Here is a 19709-nt window from a genome sequence, read left to right on the forward strand (position 1 = left end):
TGCGGCATGCTGTAGTTCGAGAACAATTCGGAAGCGGCGGGCGCGTTGTCAGCGTCACGCATCTTGCGGCGCGGCTGCGACGACGGTCCGTCGCCGTGCCGGCAGGAAAAACCCCGCGATGGCGCCGCCCAGCGACAGCGTTGCAGCAAGGCTCATCGCCGCGGCAAATCCGCTGTCGAAATGCGCGGCCGAATAGGCCCCGCCGTGGGCCGAGAAGGTCGCCACCAGCGCGGCAATGCCGAACATGCCGCCGAGGAAGCGGCCCATGTTGAAGATGCCGGACGCCTTGCCCATTTCGACCACTGCGACCGAGCCCAGGACGGCGTTCTGCGCGGCCGGCATCGCCATCGAGACGCCGACGCCGGCCAGCACCAGCGGCGCGACCAGGGCCGAGTAGGCAATTGTGGGACTGGCGATCTCCGCGATCCAGCCGAGGCCGATCGCCTGCATCAGCAATCCCGTCACCACCAGAGGCCGCTCGCCGAGCCTGTTGACGACCGCGCCTGCGATCGGGGCGGTGACGAACAGCGTCGCCGTCCAGGGCAGCAGGCGAAGTCCGGCGCTGAAGGCGTCGAAGCCCAGCGTGGTCTGGAGGAACTGCGGCAGCATGAACAGGACGCCATACATCGCAGCGTAGAACAGGACGCTTGCAGAAATGCCGGCGGCAAGCGCCCGCGACGCGAACAGCCGCATCGGCACCATCGGCGCGGCCGCGCGCAATTCCCAGAGCACGAAGGCGGCGGCAAGCACCAGGCCGGACATCAGCGTGGCCATGACCTCGGCGCTCGCCCACCCCACGGCGTTGCCCCGCAACAGGCTCCAGACCAGCGCCAGCGCCGCAAGCGCCACGAGCAATAGTCCGGGGATGTCCAATGCGGCAGACGGTCCGAAGCTTTCGCGCAACCGTGCCAGCACCAGGGCGATCGCGATCAGGCCGATCGGCAGGTTGATCCAGAACACCCAGCGCCAGCCAAAATGTTCGGTGATGAAACCGCCGATGGCGGGGCCGATGATCAGCGCGCAGCCGGTGATGCTGCTGAAAATGCCGAGCGCGCGGGCGCGCTCCTCGCGGCCGAACGTGCCGCTCAGGATCGCCATCGCCAGCGGCATCACCAGCGCGGCGCCGGCGCCCTGCAGTGCGCGGGCGGCGATCAGCGCGGCGACATTGCCGGCGAGTGCACAGGCCGCCGATGCCGCGACGAACAGGGCGATCCCGGCCGCGAACATGCGGCGGCGGCCGAAGCGGTCGCCGAGCGCGGCGCCGGTCAGCAGCAGCACTGCGAAGATCAGGTTGAAGGCGTTGACGGTCCATTGCAGCGTCTCGACCGGGCTGCCGAAATCGGCGCGGATCGCCGCGAATGCCGTCGTGATGATCATGGCGTCCAGCGCCATCATGAAGGATGCCAGCGCGGTGACGCCGAGCACCCAGTTCTGCGCGGCGCGATTGGTCGGGGTCTGCATTGCCCTGTCTCCGTGTGTCGCGCCGCCCTGTCGCGGCGCGTTCTACGGGTGAGACGAGGCCTGCGGGCCAAAGGATGCGCCCGGAAATAATCTTTTGCGGGCCGAATCCTTTGGCGGCCGGTGAACGTCCTTGGGGGTGACGCGGCCATTGCACGTCATGCTAAAGTGGATGATGGCGCGTGATGAGCAACCGGGTCGCAACATCAGCTTAAGGAGCGCGCGATGAGAAGGACGTTGATCAGGTACAAGGCCAAGCCGGAGCTGGCCGACAAGAACGCCGAGCTGGTTGCGGCCGTATTTGCGGAGTTGAAGGCGGCGGGGCCGGACGGCGTGCGCTATCTGACCCTGCGGCTGGAGGACGACACCTTCGTCCATCTTGTCGAGGCCACGGCCGAGGACGGCTCGAGCCCGATTCCGAAGCTTAGGGCGTTTCAGGTGTTCCAGGACGGCATCCGCGACCGCTGCGCCGAGCCGCCGCTGGTGCGTGACGTGAGGATCGTCGGCAATTACCGTATGCTGGACCAGTCCTGACCAGGCGAAGCGGAGCAGCCATGGCGCCAGACCCACTGGCTAGTGTCGATATCGAGGCCCTGCTGGCGCGGATGCGGCCGAAGCTGCATCGCTATTGCGCCCGCATGGTCGGCTCGGTCATCGACGGCGAGGACGTGCTGCAGGATGCGCTGATCAAGGCGATGGGGGCGCTGCCATCGGTCGCGCCCGTCGTCAATCCGCAAGGTTGGCTGTTCCGCATCGCGCACAACACCGCGCTGGATTTCCTGCGTCGCCGCAACCGGCAGGAGGCGCTGCATTCGGCTGAGGAGGTGGACATGATCGCCGGCCAGCTCGATGATGTGGAAAGCCGCCAGATCGCCGCGACCAGCCTGCGCACCTTCATGCGGCTGCCGGTGGCGCAGCGGTCCAGCGTGATCCTGATGGACGTGCTCGGCTGCTCGCTGGCCGAGGTCTGCGACATCATGGATTTCAGCATGCCGGCGGTGAAGGCCGCGCTGCATCGCGGGCGCACCCAGCTGCGTGAGTTCGCCGGGGAGCCCGACGATGTGCCGCAGCCGGGCTTGTCGGAAGCCGATCGCGCGCGGCTCAACGCCTATGTCGGCCATTTCAATGCCCGCGACTTCGATGCGATCCGCGCCATGATCGCCGACGACGTCAGGCTCGAGCTCGTCAACCGCACCAGGCTGAACGGCAAGGCCGAGGTGTCGAAATACTTCGGCAATTATTCGAAGATCAGCGACTGGCACCTGGTGACGGGGCAGGTCGATGGACGCCCCGCCATCCTGGTGTTCGATCCGAACGAGCCGAACGGGCCGCCGAAATATTTCGTGCTGCTGAACTGGTCCGCCGACAAGCTCGCCACCATCAGGGATTTTCGTCACGCGGCCTACGTCATCGATGGTGCGGAGTGCGTGGTGGATGGAGGGTGAGCTCGCCCTCCATCAGAGTTCATCAACTCGACTTTACCGCACCCCCGTGCCCTTGCAGCGCTGGCACTTCACCACCTTGTCGCCCTTCTTGAGCAAACCTTTGCCCTCGCAATTTTTGCATTTCTGCTTCTTCTTGATGTTCGGGCCTTTTTCACTGACCATGGAAGTCTCCTGCCGCTAAAGCGTTTTCGAGCGAAGTGGATGCCGGTTCGCGTCAAGAAAACGCGTCAAAGCAAGAGCTGGAGCCGTCTCCGTTCCGATTCCATCGGAGCGGACATGGCTCTCGCCGTGCGATCATGATCCCTCGCCAGTCCGGCGAGAGCGCCACATCGCACCTTCGCAAAAGACCCTACAGGTCGATCAGGCCGCCGTCGACGAACAGTTCGGCGCCGGTGGTGTAGGTGGCGTCGGCAGCAAGATAGAGGGCAGCCGCGGCCACTTCCGCGACCGTGCCGGTGCGGCCAAGCGGGATGCGCGTCTTGGCGCCTTCGATGAAGTTGTCTTTCTGGGCGGGGGTGAGGCCGCCTTTGTCGAGGATCGGGGTGATGATCGGGCCCGGGCTGATGGTGTTGACCCGGATGCCGCGCGGTATCAGCTCCTTGGCGATGGTGCGACCGAACGAACGCAGCGCCGCCTTGGTCGAGCCGTAGATGGTGCTGCCTCCCAGGCCGCCGTTCGCGCCCGCCACCGAAGCGGTCAGAATGATCGCGCCACCGTCCGGAATGATCGGAATGGCATGCTTGATCAGGAAGAACGCGCCCTTCACATTGATGTTGAACTGGCTGTCGTAAAGCGCCTCATCGACCTGCGCGATTGGTGCGAACTTGGCGATGCCGGCGTTGACGAACAGCACGTCGATGCGGCCGTGCCTGGCCTTGACCTGGTCGACCAGCACCTGAGTGGCCGCCACGTTGCCGGCGTCCGAGAGCAGCACCTCGATCCCCGGCAACGCCGCCTTGGCGGCGTCCACCGAGCGTTCGCTGGAGCCGGTGACGACCACCGTCGCGCCCTGCGATTGAAAGAGCCTGGCGGTCTCAGCGCCGATGCCGGTGGTGCCTCCGCTGATGAGAGCGATCTTGCCGTCGAGCTTGGCCATGATGGGGGTCCTGAGTTGGGGGGTGGTCTGGGCTGACAAATGGGGGCTTCCTGGGTGCGCGCAATGGGGCCGGCAGAACAGCGCAGCCCTTCTACCTGCGCCCGGAATGCCGTAGGACATGGCGGTGACGAGGATTTGAGATGGCAAAGCAGACCGTGAAGAAGCCACCCGCACTCAAGGGCGTATCAGCAGCCGAACGGGCACTCGCGGTATTGACCGCGTTCCGCCGGGGAGATGGCGCCTTGAGCCTCGCCGAACTGGCGGAGCGGACCGGTCTGGTCAAGAGCACGATCCTGCGGCTTGCGTTGTCGTTGCAACAATATCGGTTGCTCGCGCGCCTGCCGGACGGCTCTTATCGGCTTGATGCGGAAACCTTGCGCCTCGGGACTGCCTATCAGCAGGCGTTTCGCCTGTCCGATCATGTCATGCCCGTGCTTGAGCAACTCACGGCAAAAACCGGCGAGACGACCTCCTTCTATGTTCGGAACGGCGAAGACAGGCTGTGTCTTTTCAGGGTTGAGACCACCAATCGGATCCGGATGACCGTGCAGCCGGGGGATACCCGTCCGATGGACAAGTCCGCCATTGCGCAAACGCTGCGGCGATACGAGTCCGGACCACCTAGACCGGATGACGAATTGCCGCTGTTCACCTCCGGGATCACGGATCCTCATGCAGCCGCTCTTGCCATGCCCGTCTTCGGCATTGGTGAAACCCTGGTCGGAGCGCTGGCCATCTCCGGACCCGTAAGCCGGCTGACGCCAGCGCGGGCAGAGCAAATCAAGGGCCCGCTCGTCGAGGCTGCGAACAAGCTCACGGTGGCATGCGGAGGAAACCCGCCGTCCGGTGCCGGAAGGAGTTCCCGCAAACGGCCGGCCGGCGCATCTGCGTAAAACGAAACATCGTTTCATTTTGGCTTGTCGGGCTAACCGGCGCGGCTTATAAGCCTCCTCATAACAAGGTATGGGGAGGATAGACGTCGTGGCATCAGCTTCGACAACGCGGAGGACGGTCTTGGCTGGACTCGCTGCATCCGTTCTTCCCCATCTTGCGACGGCGCAGCAGGTGCGCTGGTCGAGCGGCTCGGAGAAGCCGCGCTTCGTTGTGCCGCCGGGCGCGACCGATTGCCATTTCCACACCTATGACAAGACCTACCCGGTCATGAAGGGCGCGACGTTGCTGCCCGATGACGCCTTGCCCGAAGACTATCGCGCCCTGCAGCGCCGGATTGGCACGACGCGGGGCGTGATCATCCAGCCGTCCACCTATGGCACCGACAACCGACTCCAGATCGCATCACGACACGCGCTTGGTGCTGAGAATTTCCGCGTGATCGCGGTGGTGCCCGAGGACGTATCGGATGCCGATCTGCGACAGCTCGACGAACAGGGTGTCCGCGGTGTCCGCTTCAATCTCGGCTTTCCGGGCGCGCTGACATTGGACTCTCTCAAGTCGCTCGCCCCGAGGCTGGCCGATCTCGGCTGGCACTGCCAGATCAACATGCGTCCCAAGCAGATCGAGGACAATGCGGACCTGCTGGCGTCGCTGCCCGGGCGCCTCGTCTTTGACCATCTGGCTCAGATACCGCAGCCGGCCGGTCTGGAGAGCGCGCCTTACAAGATCGTCCGCGGCTTGCTCGACCGCGGCAAGACCTGGGTGAAGCTGTCCGGTCCTTATGTGTCGAGCAAGCAAGGCGCGCCCGATTATGCCGATGCCGGCGCGGTCGCGACGGAATGCGTCAAGGCTGCGCCTGAGCGATTGGTCTGGGGTAGCGACTGGCCGCATCCCTCGGAGAAGGACTATAAGCCGGACGACGCGCGCCTGTTCGATCTCTTCGCGCAATGCGCTGGAGACGCCGCCACCTTCAAGCGCATCCTCGTCGACAACCCCGTTGAGCTCTACAGTTTTGCAAAGGTCGTCCCAAAGGTCACCCCATGACGTTCTTCAACCCGCCTCGTCGGATCGAAACCAGCATCTTCACGCGACTTCCGGATCAATTCCGCAAGCCGCGCCGTACCACCTGGGCGGATGCCAATCAGGACGGACGCGAGATTGACTGTTTCCTCGAAGGGCCCTCCTTCGATCGGCAGGGGCGGCTGTACGTCACCGACATTCCCTATGGACGCATTTTCCGTATCAGCGCTGACGGCGCGTGGGAGCTGGTGTCCGAATATGATGGATGGCCGAACGGGCTGAAGATTCACCGCGACGGCCGCATCTTCATCAGCGACTACAAACGCGGGATCATGCTGCTGGATTCGTCCAGCGGCAACGTGACGCCGTTCCTGGAGACGGCCGCGAGTGAGAGTTTCAAGGGCGTGAACGATCTGGTCTTCGCGCCCTCGGGTAGTTTGTATTTCACTGATCAGGGCCAGACCGGGATGCACGATCCCACGGGGCGGGTCTGGAAGCTCACGCCGGATGGCCGGCTCACCTGCCTGATCAACACGATCCCGAGCCCGAACGGCATCGTCGTCGACCCCGTGGAAAGTTTCTTGCTCGTCGCGGTGACGCGGGCGAACCAGATCTGGCGCGTGCCATTGCCAGCGAGCGGCCTGACCACGAAGGTCGGCATCTTCTCGCATTTGCATGGCGGTCCCGGCGGGCCCGATGGACTGGCGCTGGACGACGGCGGCAATCTCCTGGTCTGCCACACCGGCTTTGGTTCGGTGTGGCGGTTGTCGCCACTGGCCGAGCCGCTTGATCGCATCGTCTCCTGCGCGGGCGTGGGGACGACCAATCTCGCCTTTGGCGGACCATCGCGAAAAAGCCTCTTCATCACCGAGAGCCGCACCGGAACTTTGCTTCGGGCCGAGCTCGATACGCCGGGCCTGGCGATGTTTTCGCACGCGGACTAGCCGTCCGGCAGGCGGGGCCAGAGCCGGTGCGCGGGCCGCCGTAATCGCTGGCCGGCACCCCATTTTCCTTGGGAACAGGTCCAATCGGGCGGCGCAGGCACTTCATCGCGCCCCCATAAAATGAAACGACGTTTCAAAATAAATTGCAACGGCGTTCTATTTTTGCTAAGCCGCGCCATGACCGGGAAACACCGGCCCCCGGAGGAACCCAATGGCAAGCGCCGCTGCCGCGTCAGCCGAGGCAAGCTTCACACCCGAAGAGCAGAAGATCCTCTCGAAGGTCCTGTGGCGGATCGTGCCGTTTCTGCTGCTCTGCTACATCGTCGCCTATCTCGATCGGGTGAACGTCGGCATCGCCAGCCTGACGATGAACCACGACCTCGGCATCTCGCCGTCCGAGTTCGGCTGGAGTGCCGGGCTGTTCTTCTTTGGCTATTTCCTGGCGGAAGTGCCGAGCAACCTCGCCTTGCAGGCAATCGGCGCCCGCAAATGGATCGCCCGCATCCTGATCACCTGGGGCCTGATCTCGGCCGCCACGGCCTTCGTGGCCGGCCCTGCGAGTTTCGGCGCCATGCGCTTCCTGCTCGGACTCGGTGAAGCCGGCTTCACGCCCGGCGTCTTCCTCTATTTTACATACTGGTTTCCGGCGCGCGTTCGCGGCACGGCGACAGCGGCATTCCTGCTCGGCATCCCGATCGCGAACATCATTGGTGCGCCGATCTCGAGTTCGCTGCTCACCCTCGACGGCGTGGGCGGCTTGCATGGTTGGCAGTGGCTCCTGCTGCTCGAAGGTCTGCCGGCCATCCTGCTTGGGGTCGCGTGCTTCTTCACGCTCACCGACAGGCCCGAGCAGGCCGGATGGTTGAGCCCGGAAGAGCGGATTTGGCTCGCCAAGGTGCTCACTTCGGAACGCGAGGCCATTGCTGCAAAGCATTCCTCGCGGCTCAAGGATGCCTTCCTCAATTGGCGTGTCATGGTTTGCGCTGTCGTCAATTTCTGCGCCATCATCGGCTCCGTCGGCCTTGGGCTGTGGATGCCGCAGATCATCAAGGGCCTCGGCTTTGGTGTCGTTGCCGTCGGCTTCATCGCCGCCATTCCCTATATCTGCGGTGCCATCACGATGATGCTGTGGGCGCGCCTGTCGGACAGAGGCGGTGAACGGAGCTGGTTCGTCGCCTCCGGCCTGCTCGTGGGCGCGGCGTCGCTGATCGTCTGCGGCTATGCGACGTCGTCCGCGCTGATCTCGATCGTCGCGCTCTGCGGCGCCGTGATCGGGATCATGTGTTACCAGTCCACCTTCTGGCCGATCCCGTCGAGCTTCCTGACCGGCAGCGCGGCCGCCGGCGGCCTGGCGATGATCGTCTCGATCGGCAATCTCGGCGGCTTCGTCGGCCCTTATCTCATTGGCGTGATCAAGCAGTCGACCGACAGCTTCTCCTGGGCGCTGATCTCGGTCGCCGCATGTCTTGCTTTGGCTGCCATCCTGATCCGGGTGGTTGGTGCCAGTCTGCAGCGACAGGCCGCAGCGGCTGACCGCCGCGCGCGCCCGATCGCAACCCTCTCGAAAGGAATTTAGCAATGAGCGAACGACAGCAGTTTCGTCTCGGTCTGGTCGGCTACGGCGAGATCGGCAGCACGCTGGGCAAGGGACTGCGCGAGGCCGGCCTGCAGCAGGTCTTCTGCTACGACAAATACGCCTTCGACGGTCCGTACGCCGATCTGATCCAGGGCCGCGCCAGGGCGGCAGGCGTCACGCTGGTCAAGTCCAATCAGGAGTTGGCCGATGCCGCGGAGCTGATCTTTAGCGTCACGCCGGGCTCGAGGTCGCTCGAAAGCGCAGCGGCGTTTGCACCGGTGCTCGATGGCCGGCACACTTTCCTGGACTTTGCCTCCGCCACGCCAAAGGTGAAATACGGTGTCGCCGATCGGCTCGCCAAAACGGGCGCCGCGCTCGGTGATGGCTCCATCATGGGCACGCCGAAGCACGGCTATGCGATGCACATGATGTCGAGCGGTCCTGCCGGGCCGCGCGTCGTCAACCTGCTCGTGCCCTGGGGCATGAGCATCGAATTCGCCGGCGAGAAGCTTGGCACGGCTTCGGGCATCAAGATCCTCAGGTCCGTCCTGATCAAGGGCATCGAGGCGCTGATCGACGAGACGTTGCTGGCCGCGCGGTCCTACGACCTGGACGAGACCGTGTTGGCGTCGGCGTCGAAGACGCTGACGCGCCCGTTCATGGACACCGTCGAGAGCCTGACGCCCTCGGGCGTCATCCATGCCAAGCGCCGCACCGAGGAGGTCGAGATGGCCGCGGAGGCGGTCGAAGATGCCGGCATCGAGCCGCTGATGGCGCGCGCCACGGCGGCGCGGCTGCGCTGGAAGGACAGCCTGGGCCTGAAAGAGCATTTCAAGGGCGTCGTTCCGGAAAACTACAAGATCGCCATCGATGCGATCGCGACCAGGATGCAGGCCACGGTGAAAGCGGCCGAATAAAACCAACAACAAAAGGGAGAGAAATGTGACGGCCGCTCGAACGGACATCGATCCGATAGAGAAGGTGACGATGCGCAGGGTCATCCTGCGCCTCGTGCCGTTCCTGATGATCTGCTACTTCTTTGCGTTGCTCGATCGCGTCAACGTCGGCTTCGCAGCGCTGCAGATGAACAAAGAGCTGGGGCTCACGCCGGCGATGTTCGGCTTTGCCGCCAGTCTGTTTTTCGTCTCGTATTTCCTGGTGGAAGTGCCTAGCAATCTGGCGCTGCAGAAGTTCGGCGCGAGGCGGTGGATCGCCCGGATCATGATCACCTGGGGGCTGGTCACGGCGTGCATGGCATTCGTCGTGGGGCCGTACTCGCTGTATGCGATGCGCTTCATCCTGGGTGCGGCGGAAGCCGGCTTCTTTCCGGGTGCAATCCTCTATCTGACCTACTGGCTGCCGTCTGGGTATCGCGCGCGTATCCTGGCGACGTTCACGGTCTCGATCCCGCTTGCGACATTTCTGGGGTCGCCGCTCTCGGTCGGCTTGCTCGAGCTCGACGGCGCGCTTGGCCTGCGCGGCTGGCAGTGGCTGTTCATCCTGGAAGGATTGCCGACCGTCCTGCTTGGCTTTGCGTGTCTGTTCGTTCTCACGGACAAGCCGGCTGAGGCGACGTGGTTGACGAGAGATCAGCGGGATTGGTTGACGGGACGCATGCAAGCTGATGCGGCCGCGCGCAAGCCGGTCGGACACCTCACGCTCTGGCAGCTCGCCACCAACAGGCATTTCCTCGTCATGGCCCTGGTCTGCTCCGGCGCCTCCGCCACCGGCAGTGTGCTGTCGGTCTGGCAACCGCAGCTGTTGAAGTCGTTCGGCCTCTCGAACCTGCAGACCGGCTTCGTCAATGCGATCCCCTACGGCATCGCGACCGTACTGATGGTCCTGTGGGGGCGTCATTCGGACAAGACCGGCGAGCGCCGCTGGCACACGGCCATTCCGCTTCTGTTTGCCGCCGGCGGCTTCACGGCATTGGGCCTGACGGGGACAGCGGTCGCGCCGACCATCGTCATGGTGACGTTCTGCCTTGTCGGCGCCTATGCCTTCAAGGGGCCGTTCTGGGCGCTGTCGGCAAGCTGGCTCTCGACGAGCACGCTCGCGGCCGGTCTCGCGGGCATCAACGCGATCTCCAATCTGATCGGCGGCGGCTTGATGGTGAACGTAGTCGGGCTCGTCAAGGAACGGACGGGCAGCTTCGTGCTTGGGATGTTGCCGCTTGCGCTGCTTTGCGCGGTGGCCGCAGTCTGTGTCCTTGTGCTTGGCCGCAAGGCCGCGCGCGCGTCCGACTTGGTCGCGGTGAAACCATGAGCGCGCAAGGCAAGGGTTCGAAGCAAGCGATCACGCGGCGCGGTGTTCTTGCCGGCATGCTGGCCGCGAGCACGGGCGCCTGGGCGGGCGGGGTTGAGCAGGCAGTGCCCAACAGCACCGGGTCCGCCCCGCCGCGTCTGAATGCGCCCGCGGGTGCGTGCGACTGCCATCATCATATCTACGACGACAGGTTTCCCGTGTCGCCGCATTGGCGCCAGGGCTCGACCCTTGGGGCTACGGTCGCGGACTATCGATTGTTGCAGCACCGGCTCGGCACCGTGCGAAGCGTGGTGGTGCAGCCGTCGACCTATGGCATCGACAACCGATGTCTGGTCGACGCGCTCGGCCAACTGGGCTCCGCCGCGCGCGGCGTTGCCGTCGTCGACACCAACGTCAAGGATGCAGAGCTACGCACGCTCACGGATGCAGGCGTCCGTGCCATCCGCGTCAATTTCGTGTCTCCCCAGACCTGGGGAACGACCACACCGGAGATGCTGACCACGCTCGCAGGGCGCGTAGACTCATTCGGCTGGCACGTGCAGATCCTGATGACAGGCGATCAGATCGTCACCCATGAGAAAGTCATCCGGTTGCTTCCGACCAAGGTTGTCATCGATCACCTCGGACGCATTCCCCAGCCCGACGGCGTCAAGCATCCCGCGTTCGCCGCGGTACGCCGGTTGCTGGATGCGGGCCGCATTTGGGTGAAGGTCACTGAGCCCTATGAGGACAGCAAGCTCGGTCCGCCCTATGCCGACTCCAGCGAAGTTGCGCGTGCTTACGTGAAGACAGCGCCGGAGCGCATCTTGTGGGGGACGGACTGGCCGCATCCGACCCAGCGCAGCACCAAGCCGGATGATGCCCTGTTGCTCGATCTCCTCGCAGACTGGGTGCCGGACGAAGTGACGCGCCGGCGTATCCTGGTCGACAATCCCACCGAATTGTTCGGCTTCTAGCCACCGGCCGGAAGGCGCCTCAGTCGACGCCTTCGCACTTCAACTCGCGCAATTGCTTGTCCACCCAGGAGGCATCGTGGGTGCCGGCCTCGATATTGGCCATCTGCTTCTGCTCGGCCTCGAACTTCGCTGTTGCCGCCTTGAACACAGCGTCAGTCTGATCGAGCGGCACGCAGAGCAGGCCGTCATCATCGCCGATGATGAGGTCGCCGGGCTCGATCACCATCCCGTCGATCGCGATCGGAACGTTGATTTCGCCGGGTCCGTTCTTGTAAGGGCCGCGGTGCGTCACCCCAGCCGCGAAAACCGGAAATGTCTGGCTGCGGATAAAGCCGGCGTCGCGGATCGCGCCGTTGATGACCAGGCCAGCCACGCCGCGCTTGACCATCTGCATCAACATCATCTCGCCGGTAATGGCATTGGTCAGGTCGCCGCCGGCATCGACGACGATGATGTCGCCGGGCTCGGCCAGCGCAATCGCCTTGTGGACCATGAGATTGTCGCCCGGAGCCGTCTTGACCGTCAGCGCAGGGCCCGCGAGCCCGCCGCGCTCGTGCATCGGACGTAGCCGCGCGCCGCCCGCCGTCAGACGCGACATGCTGTCGCTGACATTGGCGACAGGCAAGCGAGCAAAACGCTCGACGACATCGGCGCCGATCTTCCTTTTGCGCTTCAAGATTCTGAATCCGACAGCCATCGGCTTGCCTCCCAATTGATCAGAAAATTTATAGAACGACGTTTCATTTTTCGCAATGCGCGTGATGAGAGGAACCGTTCGGGCTCCTGGTCAAGAGCAACGCAGCGAGGCGTTTCTCGCGGATGGCCCGGCGCCCGCCTTCGCCCCTTGGGCTTCGGCGCGGCCGCCTTCACTCGCTTCGCTTTTGACCTATGGCGCTGGCTTGCCTAGCCGAAGCTCGCTGCAACAGTCCGTCGTCGCTTCCGCTGCGCTCCAGCTATGCCGGACACACTTCGCCCTTCGGGTTCCTGCTTGGCTGCGCCACGCGGAGCCCGAAGGGCGAAGCGTGGTGGGCCCGGCAGGACTCGAACCTGCAACCAGACCGTTATGAGCGGCCGGCTCTAACCATTGAGCTACAGGCCCCGCCGCGAGGCGGCCGCGGGAAGTGCGGCCGGCAACGGTGCGCGGTTCGTTTACAGGGCCGGAGGCGGGGGTGCAATGCCGGGGCTGGCGGACCGGAGCGCCGGCGCTGCATTGCCGAGGGTATTCCGAATAACCGAATTTCGCGATGATGGGCTTATGCCACTGTTTTGCCCGACGTGTCAAATGTCTTTTGGGGTGGTGCGCGCTTCCGCGCCAGTAACTCGCTGAAATCGCCTGTCTTTTCTACTGTGCATGGGGTTGTTTTTGCGATTCTTGTTGCAAGGGGACCGGCCGGTCCCCTCAACACGCTTTGCTCGCGAGCGCTCTGCCCGTGGCAGGTCGCCCGTTCAGTCCACCGAGACCCCGGCGAACTCCACGACCTTGCGCCACTTGTCGGTCTCGTCCGCGACGAGCTTGCCGAACTCGGCCGGCGTCATCGGCTTGGGGATGCCGCCGTTCTCGGTCAGCCGCGCGCTGACCTTCGGGTCCTTCAGCGCGTCGGCCACTGCCTTGTTGAGGATCTCGACGATCTCGCTTGGCGTGCCCTTCGGCGCGGAGATGCCGTAGAAGCCGACCGATTCGAAGCCCGGCACGGTTTCGGCGATCGCGGGCACGTCAGGCACCGCGGGCCAGCGCTGCGGCGAGGTCACGCCAAGTGCGCGGACATTGCCGCCGCGCGACTGCTCGAGCGCGGAGGGGAGGTTGTCGAAGATCAGCTGCACCTTGTTGGAGATGATGTCGGGGAAGGCGATCGCCGATCCGCGATAGGGCACGTGCACCATGTCGCACTTGGTCATCGCCTTGAACAGCTCCGCCGACATGTGCACCGAGGTGCCGTTGCCGGACGAGGCGAACGAGATCTTGCCGGGGTTGGCCTTGCAATAGTCGATGAACTCCTGAACCGTCTTCACCGGCATCGCATTGGAGACGACCAGCATGTTGGTGAGCTGCATGATGCTCGCGACCGGGACGGTATCCCGCAAGAAGTCGAACGGCAGCTTCTTGTAGAGCGAGGTCGAGATCGCGTTATTGGGCGCGACGAACAACAACGTGTAGCCGTCGGCCGGCGAATTGATCGCAGCACCAGCGGCGATGTTGCCGCCGGAGCCGGCGCGGTTCTCGACGATGAATTGCTGCCCGAGGCGATCCGAGAGCGCCTGCGCCATGATGCGCGCCACGATGTCGACCGGGCCGCCGGCGGCGAAGCCGATCATCCAGTGCACGGGGCGGTCGGGGTAGGCGGCGGAGGCGGGAGGGGAGGCGGTGAAAAGACCGATCAGAAAAACCAGCCCGAAAACAGCGCACCGCAAAATTCGCAACATGACGCCTCCCATTGTTCTATTGTCGTTGCGGGCATGCTTTCACAAAAACCGCCCGCTGCCTACATCGCCTCAAGTCGATGTTGACGCAGGCGCAGCCGGAACGACCATGAAATCCGCAATCAGTATCCTTCTCGGCGCGGCGCTGCTGTTGAGCCCCGCTGCTGCTCAAACCGGAGGCAACGCCATTTCGACCACGACAATCAGCCTGGGTACCGCGACGCCCGGCGGCGGCTTCCCGCTCTATGGCAACGCCTTCGCGGAAGTGATGAATGCGGCAGATAGCACGCTCACCATCGCCCCGCGCAACACCAAGGGCAGCAACGAGAACATTCCGCTGCTGGAGAAGGGCGAGCTCGATCTCGCGCTGGTTGCGGGCGAGCCGGCCTATGAGGCGTTTGCGGGCATCGGCCGTGCGAAGGTAGCGCTGAAGATTTTGACCGCGATCTATTCCAACCCCGGCATGTTCGTGGTGCGGGCGGACAGTCCCTACAAGACGATTCATGATCTCGTCGGTCAGCCGGTTGCGTTCGGCGCCAAAGGCTCGGGTCTGCCGATCCTGGCGCGCTACGTGCTCGATGGCCTTGGCTTGAAGCAGGACGAGGATTTCAAGGCGATCTATCTCGACCGCGCCGGCGACGGGCCCGCAATGGTCGAGGATGGCCGCGTCGCCGCACTCTGGGGCGCCGGCATCGGCTGGCCCGGCTTTGCAGCGGTCGCATCGAGCGCATCAGGTGCGCGCTTCATCGCGCCGACTGCCGAAGAGATCACGCGCATCCGCGCCAAGCATGCGTTCCTTAAACCCCTGACCGTGCCGGCCGGCTCCTATCCCAAACAATCCGAACCGATCGCCTCGCTCGGCTCCTGGAGCTTTGTGCTGACGCGCGAGGATCTGCCCGACGATGTCGCCTATCGTCTCGCCAAGACGCTACATGGCGCCGAAGCGGATTTCTGCAAGAAGCTCGCGCAAGCCTGCGAGACTACCGCGGCGAACACTGTCGCCACGGCGCCGAAGCCGGAGCTGATTCATCCGGGCGCGATGAAATACTTTCGTGAGATCGGCGTGGTGAAATGACGGTCGCTAGAAGCGACCGTCATGCTCTCACTTCTTCAGCATCGGACACGCCGGGTCTGGCGGGCCAAACGCCTTGTCGCCTGAGATCGTGGTGAGGATCTTGTAATAGTCCCACGGATATTTGCTTTCCTCCGGCGTCTTCACCTGCACCAGCCAGAGGTCGTGCACCATCAGATTGTCTTCGCGCAAGCGGCCGTTGCGTGCGAAGAAATCCTCGACCGGCGTCTCGCGCATCTTCGCCGCGACCTTGAGCGGATCGTCGGTGCCGGTCGCTTTGATGGCGTTGAGATAGTGCATCACGCTCGAATAGACGCCGGCCTGCCACATTGACGGCATCTTGTTCATCTTGGCGAAATAGCGCTTCGACCATTCGCGCGTCTTGTCGTCCATGTCCCAATAGAACGACGTCGTCAGCAACAGGCCTTGCGCGGCCTGCAGGCCGAGGCCGTGAATGTCGGTGATCAACGCAAGCAGTGCCGCCATCTGCTGGCCGCCCTTGAACACGCCGAACTCCGATCCGGTCTTGATCTCGTTCATGTTGTTGGGGGGACCTGCGGCAATGCCGATGATCTTGGCCTTGGAGGCCTGCGCCTGGAGCACGAAGGAGGAAAGGTCGGGCGTCGAGAAGGGCGGCCGCACCGAGCCCACCACCTTGCCGCCATTGGCGGTGACGACGCTGGAGGCGTCGCGCTCCAGCGAATGCCCGAAGGCATAGTCGTCGGTGATGAAGAACCAGCTGTCGCCGCCGCGCTTGACCACGGCATCCGCTGTGCCGACCGCGAGCGCGCGGGTGTCGAACACCCACTGCATCGCATAGGGCGAGCAGAACTTGCCGTGGAAGTCGGCCGTGCCGGTCGCGTGGGCGATGAACAGCCGCTTCTTTTCGTTGGCGATGTTCTGCACGGCGAGGCCGACGGCCGAGACCGGCACGTCGACGATCAGATCGACCTGGTCGACGTCGTACCAGCGCCGCGCCAGCGCGCCGCCGATGTCGGGCTTGTTCTGATGGTCGCCGACCACGATGCTGATCGGCTTGCCGAGCACGGTGCCGCCGAAATCGTCGATCGCCATCTGTGCCGCGGTCACCGAGCCCTGGCCGGTCGGCGCGGAGGCCGGGCCGTTCATGTCGGTGAGCACGCCGATCTTGACGATGTCGTCGGACACCTGCGCCATTGCGGCGCCCGACAGCAGCGCCGCCGCCAAGGGCATCGCTAAAAAGGCGGCCGCGACCGGCAGTCCAAATCTCGCTGGATTCACGCTTGTCCTCCCCTGATCCGGCGCGTTGGCCGTTGTTGCCTGCCGGGTTGGCCCGGCTGAATTGGTTTCTTTTGCAACTATTTTGGGGCGGGCGTCAATCTCAGGCGGCGAACCGGATCTGTCCGGCGGGGGAGGGATCGTAGCCGGTCAGCTCCTCGGCGCGCTGGCGCAGCCGCCGTTCGCTGAGGAACCGGATCAGGGCCTGCATGGCGGGGCGGAAATAGCTGCGCTGCCGCATCGCGAGGTCAAAATTCTCCCAGACCAGCGGCACGAAATCGAGACCGGCCGAGCGCGCCGCAGCGCGCGTCGCAACGCCGCAGTCGGCCTGTCCGGCGCGGACCAACTCGGCGAGATCCGGCCCGGTGAGGGCCGGTGTCTCCACCCGGTGCAGATCGCGCATCGAGGCGCCCGCGCGCGTCAGCAGCACGTCGAGCAGCATCTGCGCACCCGTGCCCTGCTGCCGCATCGCCATCCGCGAGCCGAGCGCGAGCACGTCCGCGAGACCGCGCAGCCGCTTCGGATTGCCCGGCGGCAGCACGAGACCCTGCTCGCGGCGCACGAAGCCGACCAGCAGTGCGTCATGCAGGTCAGGCGCGTCCCGCAGCGCCGTCGCGCTGGCATCCGCGGCGAGATTGCCCTCGGCATCGAGGCTGTGGAAGTGCACCGCGACCGCCATCACCTCGTCGCGCTGCAGGCGCTCGAGCCCGCGCGCACTGCCTTCGGTCATCGATCCCAGGCCAGAGCCGGATTCACGCAGGCTCCAATCCAGGAGCTCGTCCTGGCTGCCGCCCACGACCGGCGGCGGCTCCGCTGTCAGCATGCCGGCCGGACGCGCCATACCCGACATCACCCAGAGATCGAGCGCGTGCCGCGGGAAGAGCCATTTGCCGGTCACCTTGGTGCACGGGATCGCGCCGTTGGTGACGAGTTCGTAAAGCTTGCGTTCGCCGAGACGGAGATAGTCCGCGGCTTCACTGGTCGTCAGGAATTCCATCCTGCATTCCTATGCAAATTCTTGCTTCTTTTTGACGCTCAACGCAGGTGGAATTCTGCACTTCGATTTTTGTCCGCGCGAACCATGCCTGATGATCTCGTTGCTTTGCAACATATCCTGACGCCTGTTCTTATTTTGGTTGACGATCTTGCGAGGCACGAATGGTGCGAGCCTTGCGACCTGAACTTGCGCTTCGGTAGTGGCAAAGGCAGGTGTCTATCTCCTGTTGCTGTTGTGACGGCCAAGACCGTCACGAGTGCGGCGCAATCGACCATCATGATCGCGTCGTATCCAATGGGAACCCGTCATGGCCGTTCGCCGACTGACCGCTGCATTTGTGCTTCTCTGCGGCCTCGCCGGGGGCAACGCGGCCTCGTCTGCCGAGGAGCGGGCGATTGTCCTGGCCTCGACGACATCGACGCAGGCTTCCGGCCTGCTCGACTATCTGCTGCCGATTGTCCGCGACAAAACCGGCATCGAGGTGACGGTGATCGCGCGCCGCAGCGACGAGGTGCTCGATGGGGCGCGACGGGGCGAAGCCGATGTGGTGTTGATGCATGCCCGGCCGCAGGAGGAGAAATTCGTCGCCGACGGTTTTGCCAAGAAGCGCTACGACGTGATGTACAACGATTACGTGCTGATCGGGCCGAAGGGCGATCCCGCCGGCGTGAAGGGCAAGGACATCGCGACGGCGCTGAAGGCGATCGAGGCCAAGGGTGCGCCGTTCATCACGCGCGGCGATCGGTCCGGCACCCACGCGGCGGAGCTTGCACTCTGGATCGTTGCCGGCATCGACATTGCCGGTACGAAGGGCGCCTGGTATCGCGAGAGCGGGCAGGGCATGACCGCTGCCCTCGACGCCGCACGCGCGGCGAATGCCTATGTGCTCGCGGACCGTGCCAACTGGATTGCCTTCAGGGACCGCGGCGATCTCGGCATTGTCGTCGAGGGCGACAAGCGGCTGCTCAACCAATACGGCGTGATGCTGGTGAACCCGGAGAAGCATCCGAACGTCAGGAAGGAGCTGGGCCAGACCTTCATCGACTGGTTGATCTCGCCGGAAGGGCAGGCGGCGATCGCCGGCTACAAGGTCGACGGGCAACAGGTGTTCTTTCCGAATGCGGACAAGCCGGGCGGCTGATTGGTCGAGGCACGAGCGGTTGCCAAACCGCGCGATGCGTGGTCCATCATGACGCATGACCCAGCGCCTGCCGCCCTCGCTGACGCCGCTTGACATCGCGGTTGCCGCGCTGCTGCGCGGCGTCGATCCGGTGGCGCCGGTCGAATTGGCGCTGGCTGATGCGGTCGGCTGTGTCGCGGCAGGGATGCCGCAGCTCGCAGCCTATCCGTCGCGCGACATCGCCGCCGTAGACGGCTGGGCGTTGCGTGCCAACGATCTCGTCGGTGCGTCCTCCTATTCGCCGTTGCCTCTGACCGAGCTTCCCGTGTGGGTCGATGCCGGCGATGCGATGCCGGCAGGATGCGACTGCGTGCTCGATGCCGGCGCGGTCGAGGTGTCTGGCCCGCTTGCCCAGGTTCTCGCGGAAGGCGTACCGGGGCAGGGCGTCGGACGTCGCGGCAGCGACATCGCCCAAAGCTCGCCTGCGGCAGTGGAAGGACATTCTATCGATGCGGCGGCCCTGTTGCTTGCGCGCGTTGCGGGTGCGGATAAGCTGAGCGTCAGGCGACCGCGGCTGCGTATCGTCAACGTGCCGGGCGCAACCGCGACGATGCGGATGATCACCGACCTCGCGCGCGCGGCAGGATTGGATGTGATCGCGCATGAAGCCGGCTCACGCGATGCGACATCGATTGCGGAGGCGCTCGATGTCTCCGCCTGCGATCTGTTGCTGACGATCGGCGGCAGCGGCGTCGGTCGCGCGGATGCTGCGGTGACGGCGCTGGCCGAGCGCGGTGCGGAGTTCGTCCATGGTCTTGCGCTCCAGCCCGGACGCACCGCAGCTGCTGGGCTGCTCGGAAAAGTTCCCGTCCTTGCCTTGCCGGGGGCGCCCGGTCCGGCGCTCGCAGTCTGGTTTGCGCTGGTGCTTCCGCTCATCGACAAGATGTCGGCGCGGCGGCCGCGCCGCCAGGTGACCCTGCCGCTCGCGCGAAAGATCGCTTCCAGCGTCGGCATTGCCGAGATCGCCCTGCTGGCCGAGGAACATAAAGCGTGGATGCCGCTTGCAGTCGGTGAATGGCCGCTCCACGCCCTTGCCAGAGCGGATGCATGGCTGCTCATTCCCGCCAGCCATGAGGGATTTGCGGCGGGCGAGCCGGTCGATGCTTATTTGATGCGGGAATGATATGGGTT

General features: G+C 64.6%; 19 protein-coding genes and 1 tRNA gene. 12 read left to right on the plus strand and 8 right to left on the minus strand.

From position 1 onward, the window contains the following. Positions 1 to 54 precede the first annotated feature (54 nt). Positions 55 to 1461 carry a DHA2 family efflux MFS transporter permease subunit gene (locus ACLFLU_RS10275; protein WP_426412073.1) on the minus strand — a complete coding sequence of 469 codons (1407 nt, stop codon included), beginning with the start codon at positions 1459 to 1461 and terminating at the stop codon, positions 55 to 57. A gap of 222 nt (positions 1462 to 1683) precedes the next feature. Here ACLFLU_RS10275 and ACLFLU_RS10280 point away from each other — a divergent pair, with 222 nt between their 5' ends. After that, positions 1684 to 1992, plus strand: a complete 309-nt coding sequence (locus ACLFLU_RS10280) for a hypothetical protein (protein ID WP_426412074.1) — start codon at positions 1684 to 1686, stop codon at positions 1990 to 1992. A 20-nt stretch (positions 1993 to 2012) separates the two neighbouring features. Continuing rightward, positions 2013 to 2903: a sigma-70 family RNA polymerase sigma factor gene (locus tag ACLFLU_RS10285; RefSeq protein WP_426412075.1), complete on the plus strand. Its 891-nt coding sequence runs from the start codon at positions 2013 to 2015 to the stop codon at positions 2901 to 2903. Positions 2904 to 2936: 33 nt separating this feature from the next. On the opposite strand, the gene ACLFLU_RS10290 is transcribed toward ACLFLU_RS10285, so the two are convergent. Beyond that, entirely contained in the window at positions 2937 to 3065 is a 129-nt protein-coding gene (locus ACLFLU_RS10290) for a hypothetical protein (protein ID WP_256374932.1), read from the minus strand. Between the two features lie 187 nt (positions 3066 to 3252). Next, positions 3253 to 3999, minus strand: coding sequence for an SDR family oxidoreductase (locus ACLFLU_RS10295; protein WP_426412076.1), 747 nt, complete (start codon positions 3997 to 3999; stop codon positions 3253 to 3255). 140 nt (positions 4000 to 4139) lie between these two features. Between ACLFLU_RS10295 and ACLFLU_RS10300 the strand changes: the two genes are divergently transcribed. The 7 genes from ACLFLU_RS10300 to ACLFLU_RS10330 all read left to right on the plus strand — a co-directional run bounded on the left by ACLFLU_RS10300 (position 4140) and on the right by ACLFLU_RS10330 (position 11654). After that, positions 4140 to 4892 carry an IclR family transcriptional regulator gene (locus tag ACLFLU_RS10300; protein WP_426412077.1) on the plus strand — a complete coding sequence of 251 codons (753 nt, stop codon included), beginning with the start codon at positions 4140 to 4142 and terminating at the stop codon, positions 4890 to 4892. 121 nt (positions 4893 to 5013) lie between these two features. Continuing rightward, positions 5014 to 5937, plus strand: coding sequence for an amidohydrolase family protein (locus ACLFLU_RS10305; protein ID WP_426412078.1), 924 nt, complete (start codon positions 5014 to 5016; stop codon positions 5935 to 5937). Beyond that, positions 5934 to 6857, plus strand: coding sequence for an SMP-30/gluconolactonase/LRE family protein (locus ACLFLU_RS10310; RefSeq protein WP_426412079.1), 924 nt, complete (start codon positions 5934 to 5936; stop codon positions 6855 to 6857). The genes ACLFLU_RS10305 and ACLFLU_RS10310 overlap by 4 nt, the downstream gene beginning before the upstream one ends. 211 nt (positions 6858 to 7068) lie before the next feature. Continuing rightward, positions 7069 to 8433, plus strand: a complete 1365-nt coding sequence (locus tag ACLFLU_RS10315) for an MFS transporter (RefSeq protein ID WP_426412080.1) — start codon at positions 7069 to 7071, stop codon at positions 8431 to 8433. Between the two features lie 2 nt (positions 8434 to 8435). Then, positions 8436 to 9350, plus strand: a complete 915-nt coding sequence (locus ACLFLU_RS10320; protein ID WP_426412081.1) for a DUF1932 domain-containing protein — start codon at positions 8436 to 8438, stop codon at positions 9348 to 9350. Positions 9351 to 9375: 25 nt separating this feature from the next. Continuing rightward, positions 9376 to 10698, plus strand: coding sequence for an MFS transporter (locus ACLFLU_RS10325; RefSeq protein ID WP_426412082.1), 1323 nt, complete (start codon positions 9376 to 9378; stop codon positions 10696 to 10698). Beyond that, the gene (locus ACLFLU_RS10330; protein WP_426412083.1) at positions 10695 to 11654 is read left to right on the plus strand and encodes an amidohydrolase family protein; all 960 of its coding nucleotides are present in this window, start codon (positions 10695 to 10697) and stop codon (positions 11652 to 11654) included. The genes ACLFLU_RS10325 and ACLFLU_RS10330 overlap by 4 nt, the downstream gene beginning before the upstream one ends. Before the next feature lie 19 nt (positions 11655 to 11673). Here the strand turns inward: ACLFLU_RS10330 and ACLFLU_RS10335 are convergent, their stop codons facing one another. From ACLFLU_RS10335 to ACLFLU_RS10345, 3 genes are all read right to left on the minus strand, one after another. Further along, positions 11674 to 12351, minus strand: a complete 678-nt coding sequence (locus tag ACLFLU_RS10335; RefSeq protein ID WP_426412084.1) for an RraA family protein — start codon at positions 12349 to 12351, stop codon at positions 11674 to 11676. 326 nt (positions 12352 to 12677) lie between these two features. Further along, a tRNA-Ile gene (locus tag ACLFLU_RS10340) sits at positions 12678 to 12753 on the minus strand. Between the two features lie 347 nt (positions 12754 to 13100). Then, positions 13101 to 14075, minus strand: coding sequence for a Bug family tripartite tricarboxylate transporter substrate binding protein (locus ACLFLU_RS10345; protein WP_426412085.1), 975 nt, complete (start codon positions 14073 to 14075; stop codon positions 13101 to 13103). Positions 14076 to 14181: 106 nt separating this feature from the next. On the opposite strand from ACLFLU_RS10345, the gene ACLFLU_RS10350 reads away from it, so the two are divergent. Then, positions 14182 to 15147: a TAXI family TRAP transporter solute-binding subunit gene (locus ACLFLU_RS10350; RefSeq protein WP_426412086.1), complete on the plus strand. Its 966-nt coding sequence runs from the start codon at positions 14182 to 14184 to the stop codon at positions 15145 to 15147. Positions 15148 to 15174: 27 nt separating this feature from the next. Here the strand turns inward: ACLFLU_RS10350 and ACLFLU_RS10355 are convergent, their stop codons facing one another. Continuing rightward, the gene (locus ACLFLU_RS10355; protein WP_426412087.1) at positions 15175 to 16404 is read right to left on the minus strand and encodes an ABC transporter substrate-binding protein; all 1230 of its coding nucleotides are present in this window, start codon (positions 16402 to 16404) and stop codon (positions 15175 to 15177) included. Positions 16405 to 16504: 100 nt separating this feature from the next. Further along, positions 16505 to 17398, minus strand: coding sequence for a substrate-binding domain-containing protein (locus tag ACLFLU_RS10360; RefSeq protein WP_426412088.1), 894 nt, complete (start codon positions 17396 to 17398; stop codon positions 16505 to 16507). 307 nt (positions 17399 to 17705) lie between these two features. Between ACLFLU_RS10360 and ACLFLU_RS10365 the strand changes: the two genes are divergently transcribed. After that, the gene (locus tag ACLFLU_RS10365) at positions 17706 to 18539 is read left to right on the plus strand and encodes an extracellular solute-binding protein (protein ID WP_426412089.1); all 834 of its coding nucleotides are present in this window, start codon (positions 17706 to 17708) and stop codon (positions 18537 to 18539) included. 55 nt (positions 18540 to 18594) lie between these two features. Beyond that, on the plus strand, positions 18595 to 19701 hold the full coding sequence (locus ACLFLU_RS10370) for a molybdopterin-binding protein (RefSeq protein ID WP_426412090.1): 1107 nt from the start codon (positions 18595 to 18597) through the stop codon (positions 19699 to 19701). The last annotated feature ends 8 nt before the right edge of the window (positions 19702 to 19709 follow it).

Source organism: Bradyrhizobium ganzhouense (assembly GCF_049949285.1).
In the GTDB taxonomy this organism is placed as follows: domain Bacteria; phylum Pseudomonadota; class Alphaproteobacteria; order Rhizobiales; family Xanthobacteraceae; genus Bradyrhizobium; species Bradyrhizobium ganzhouense.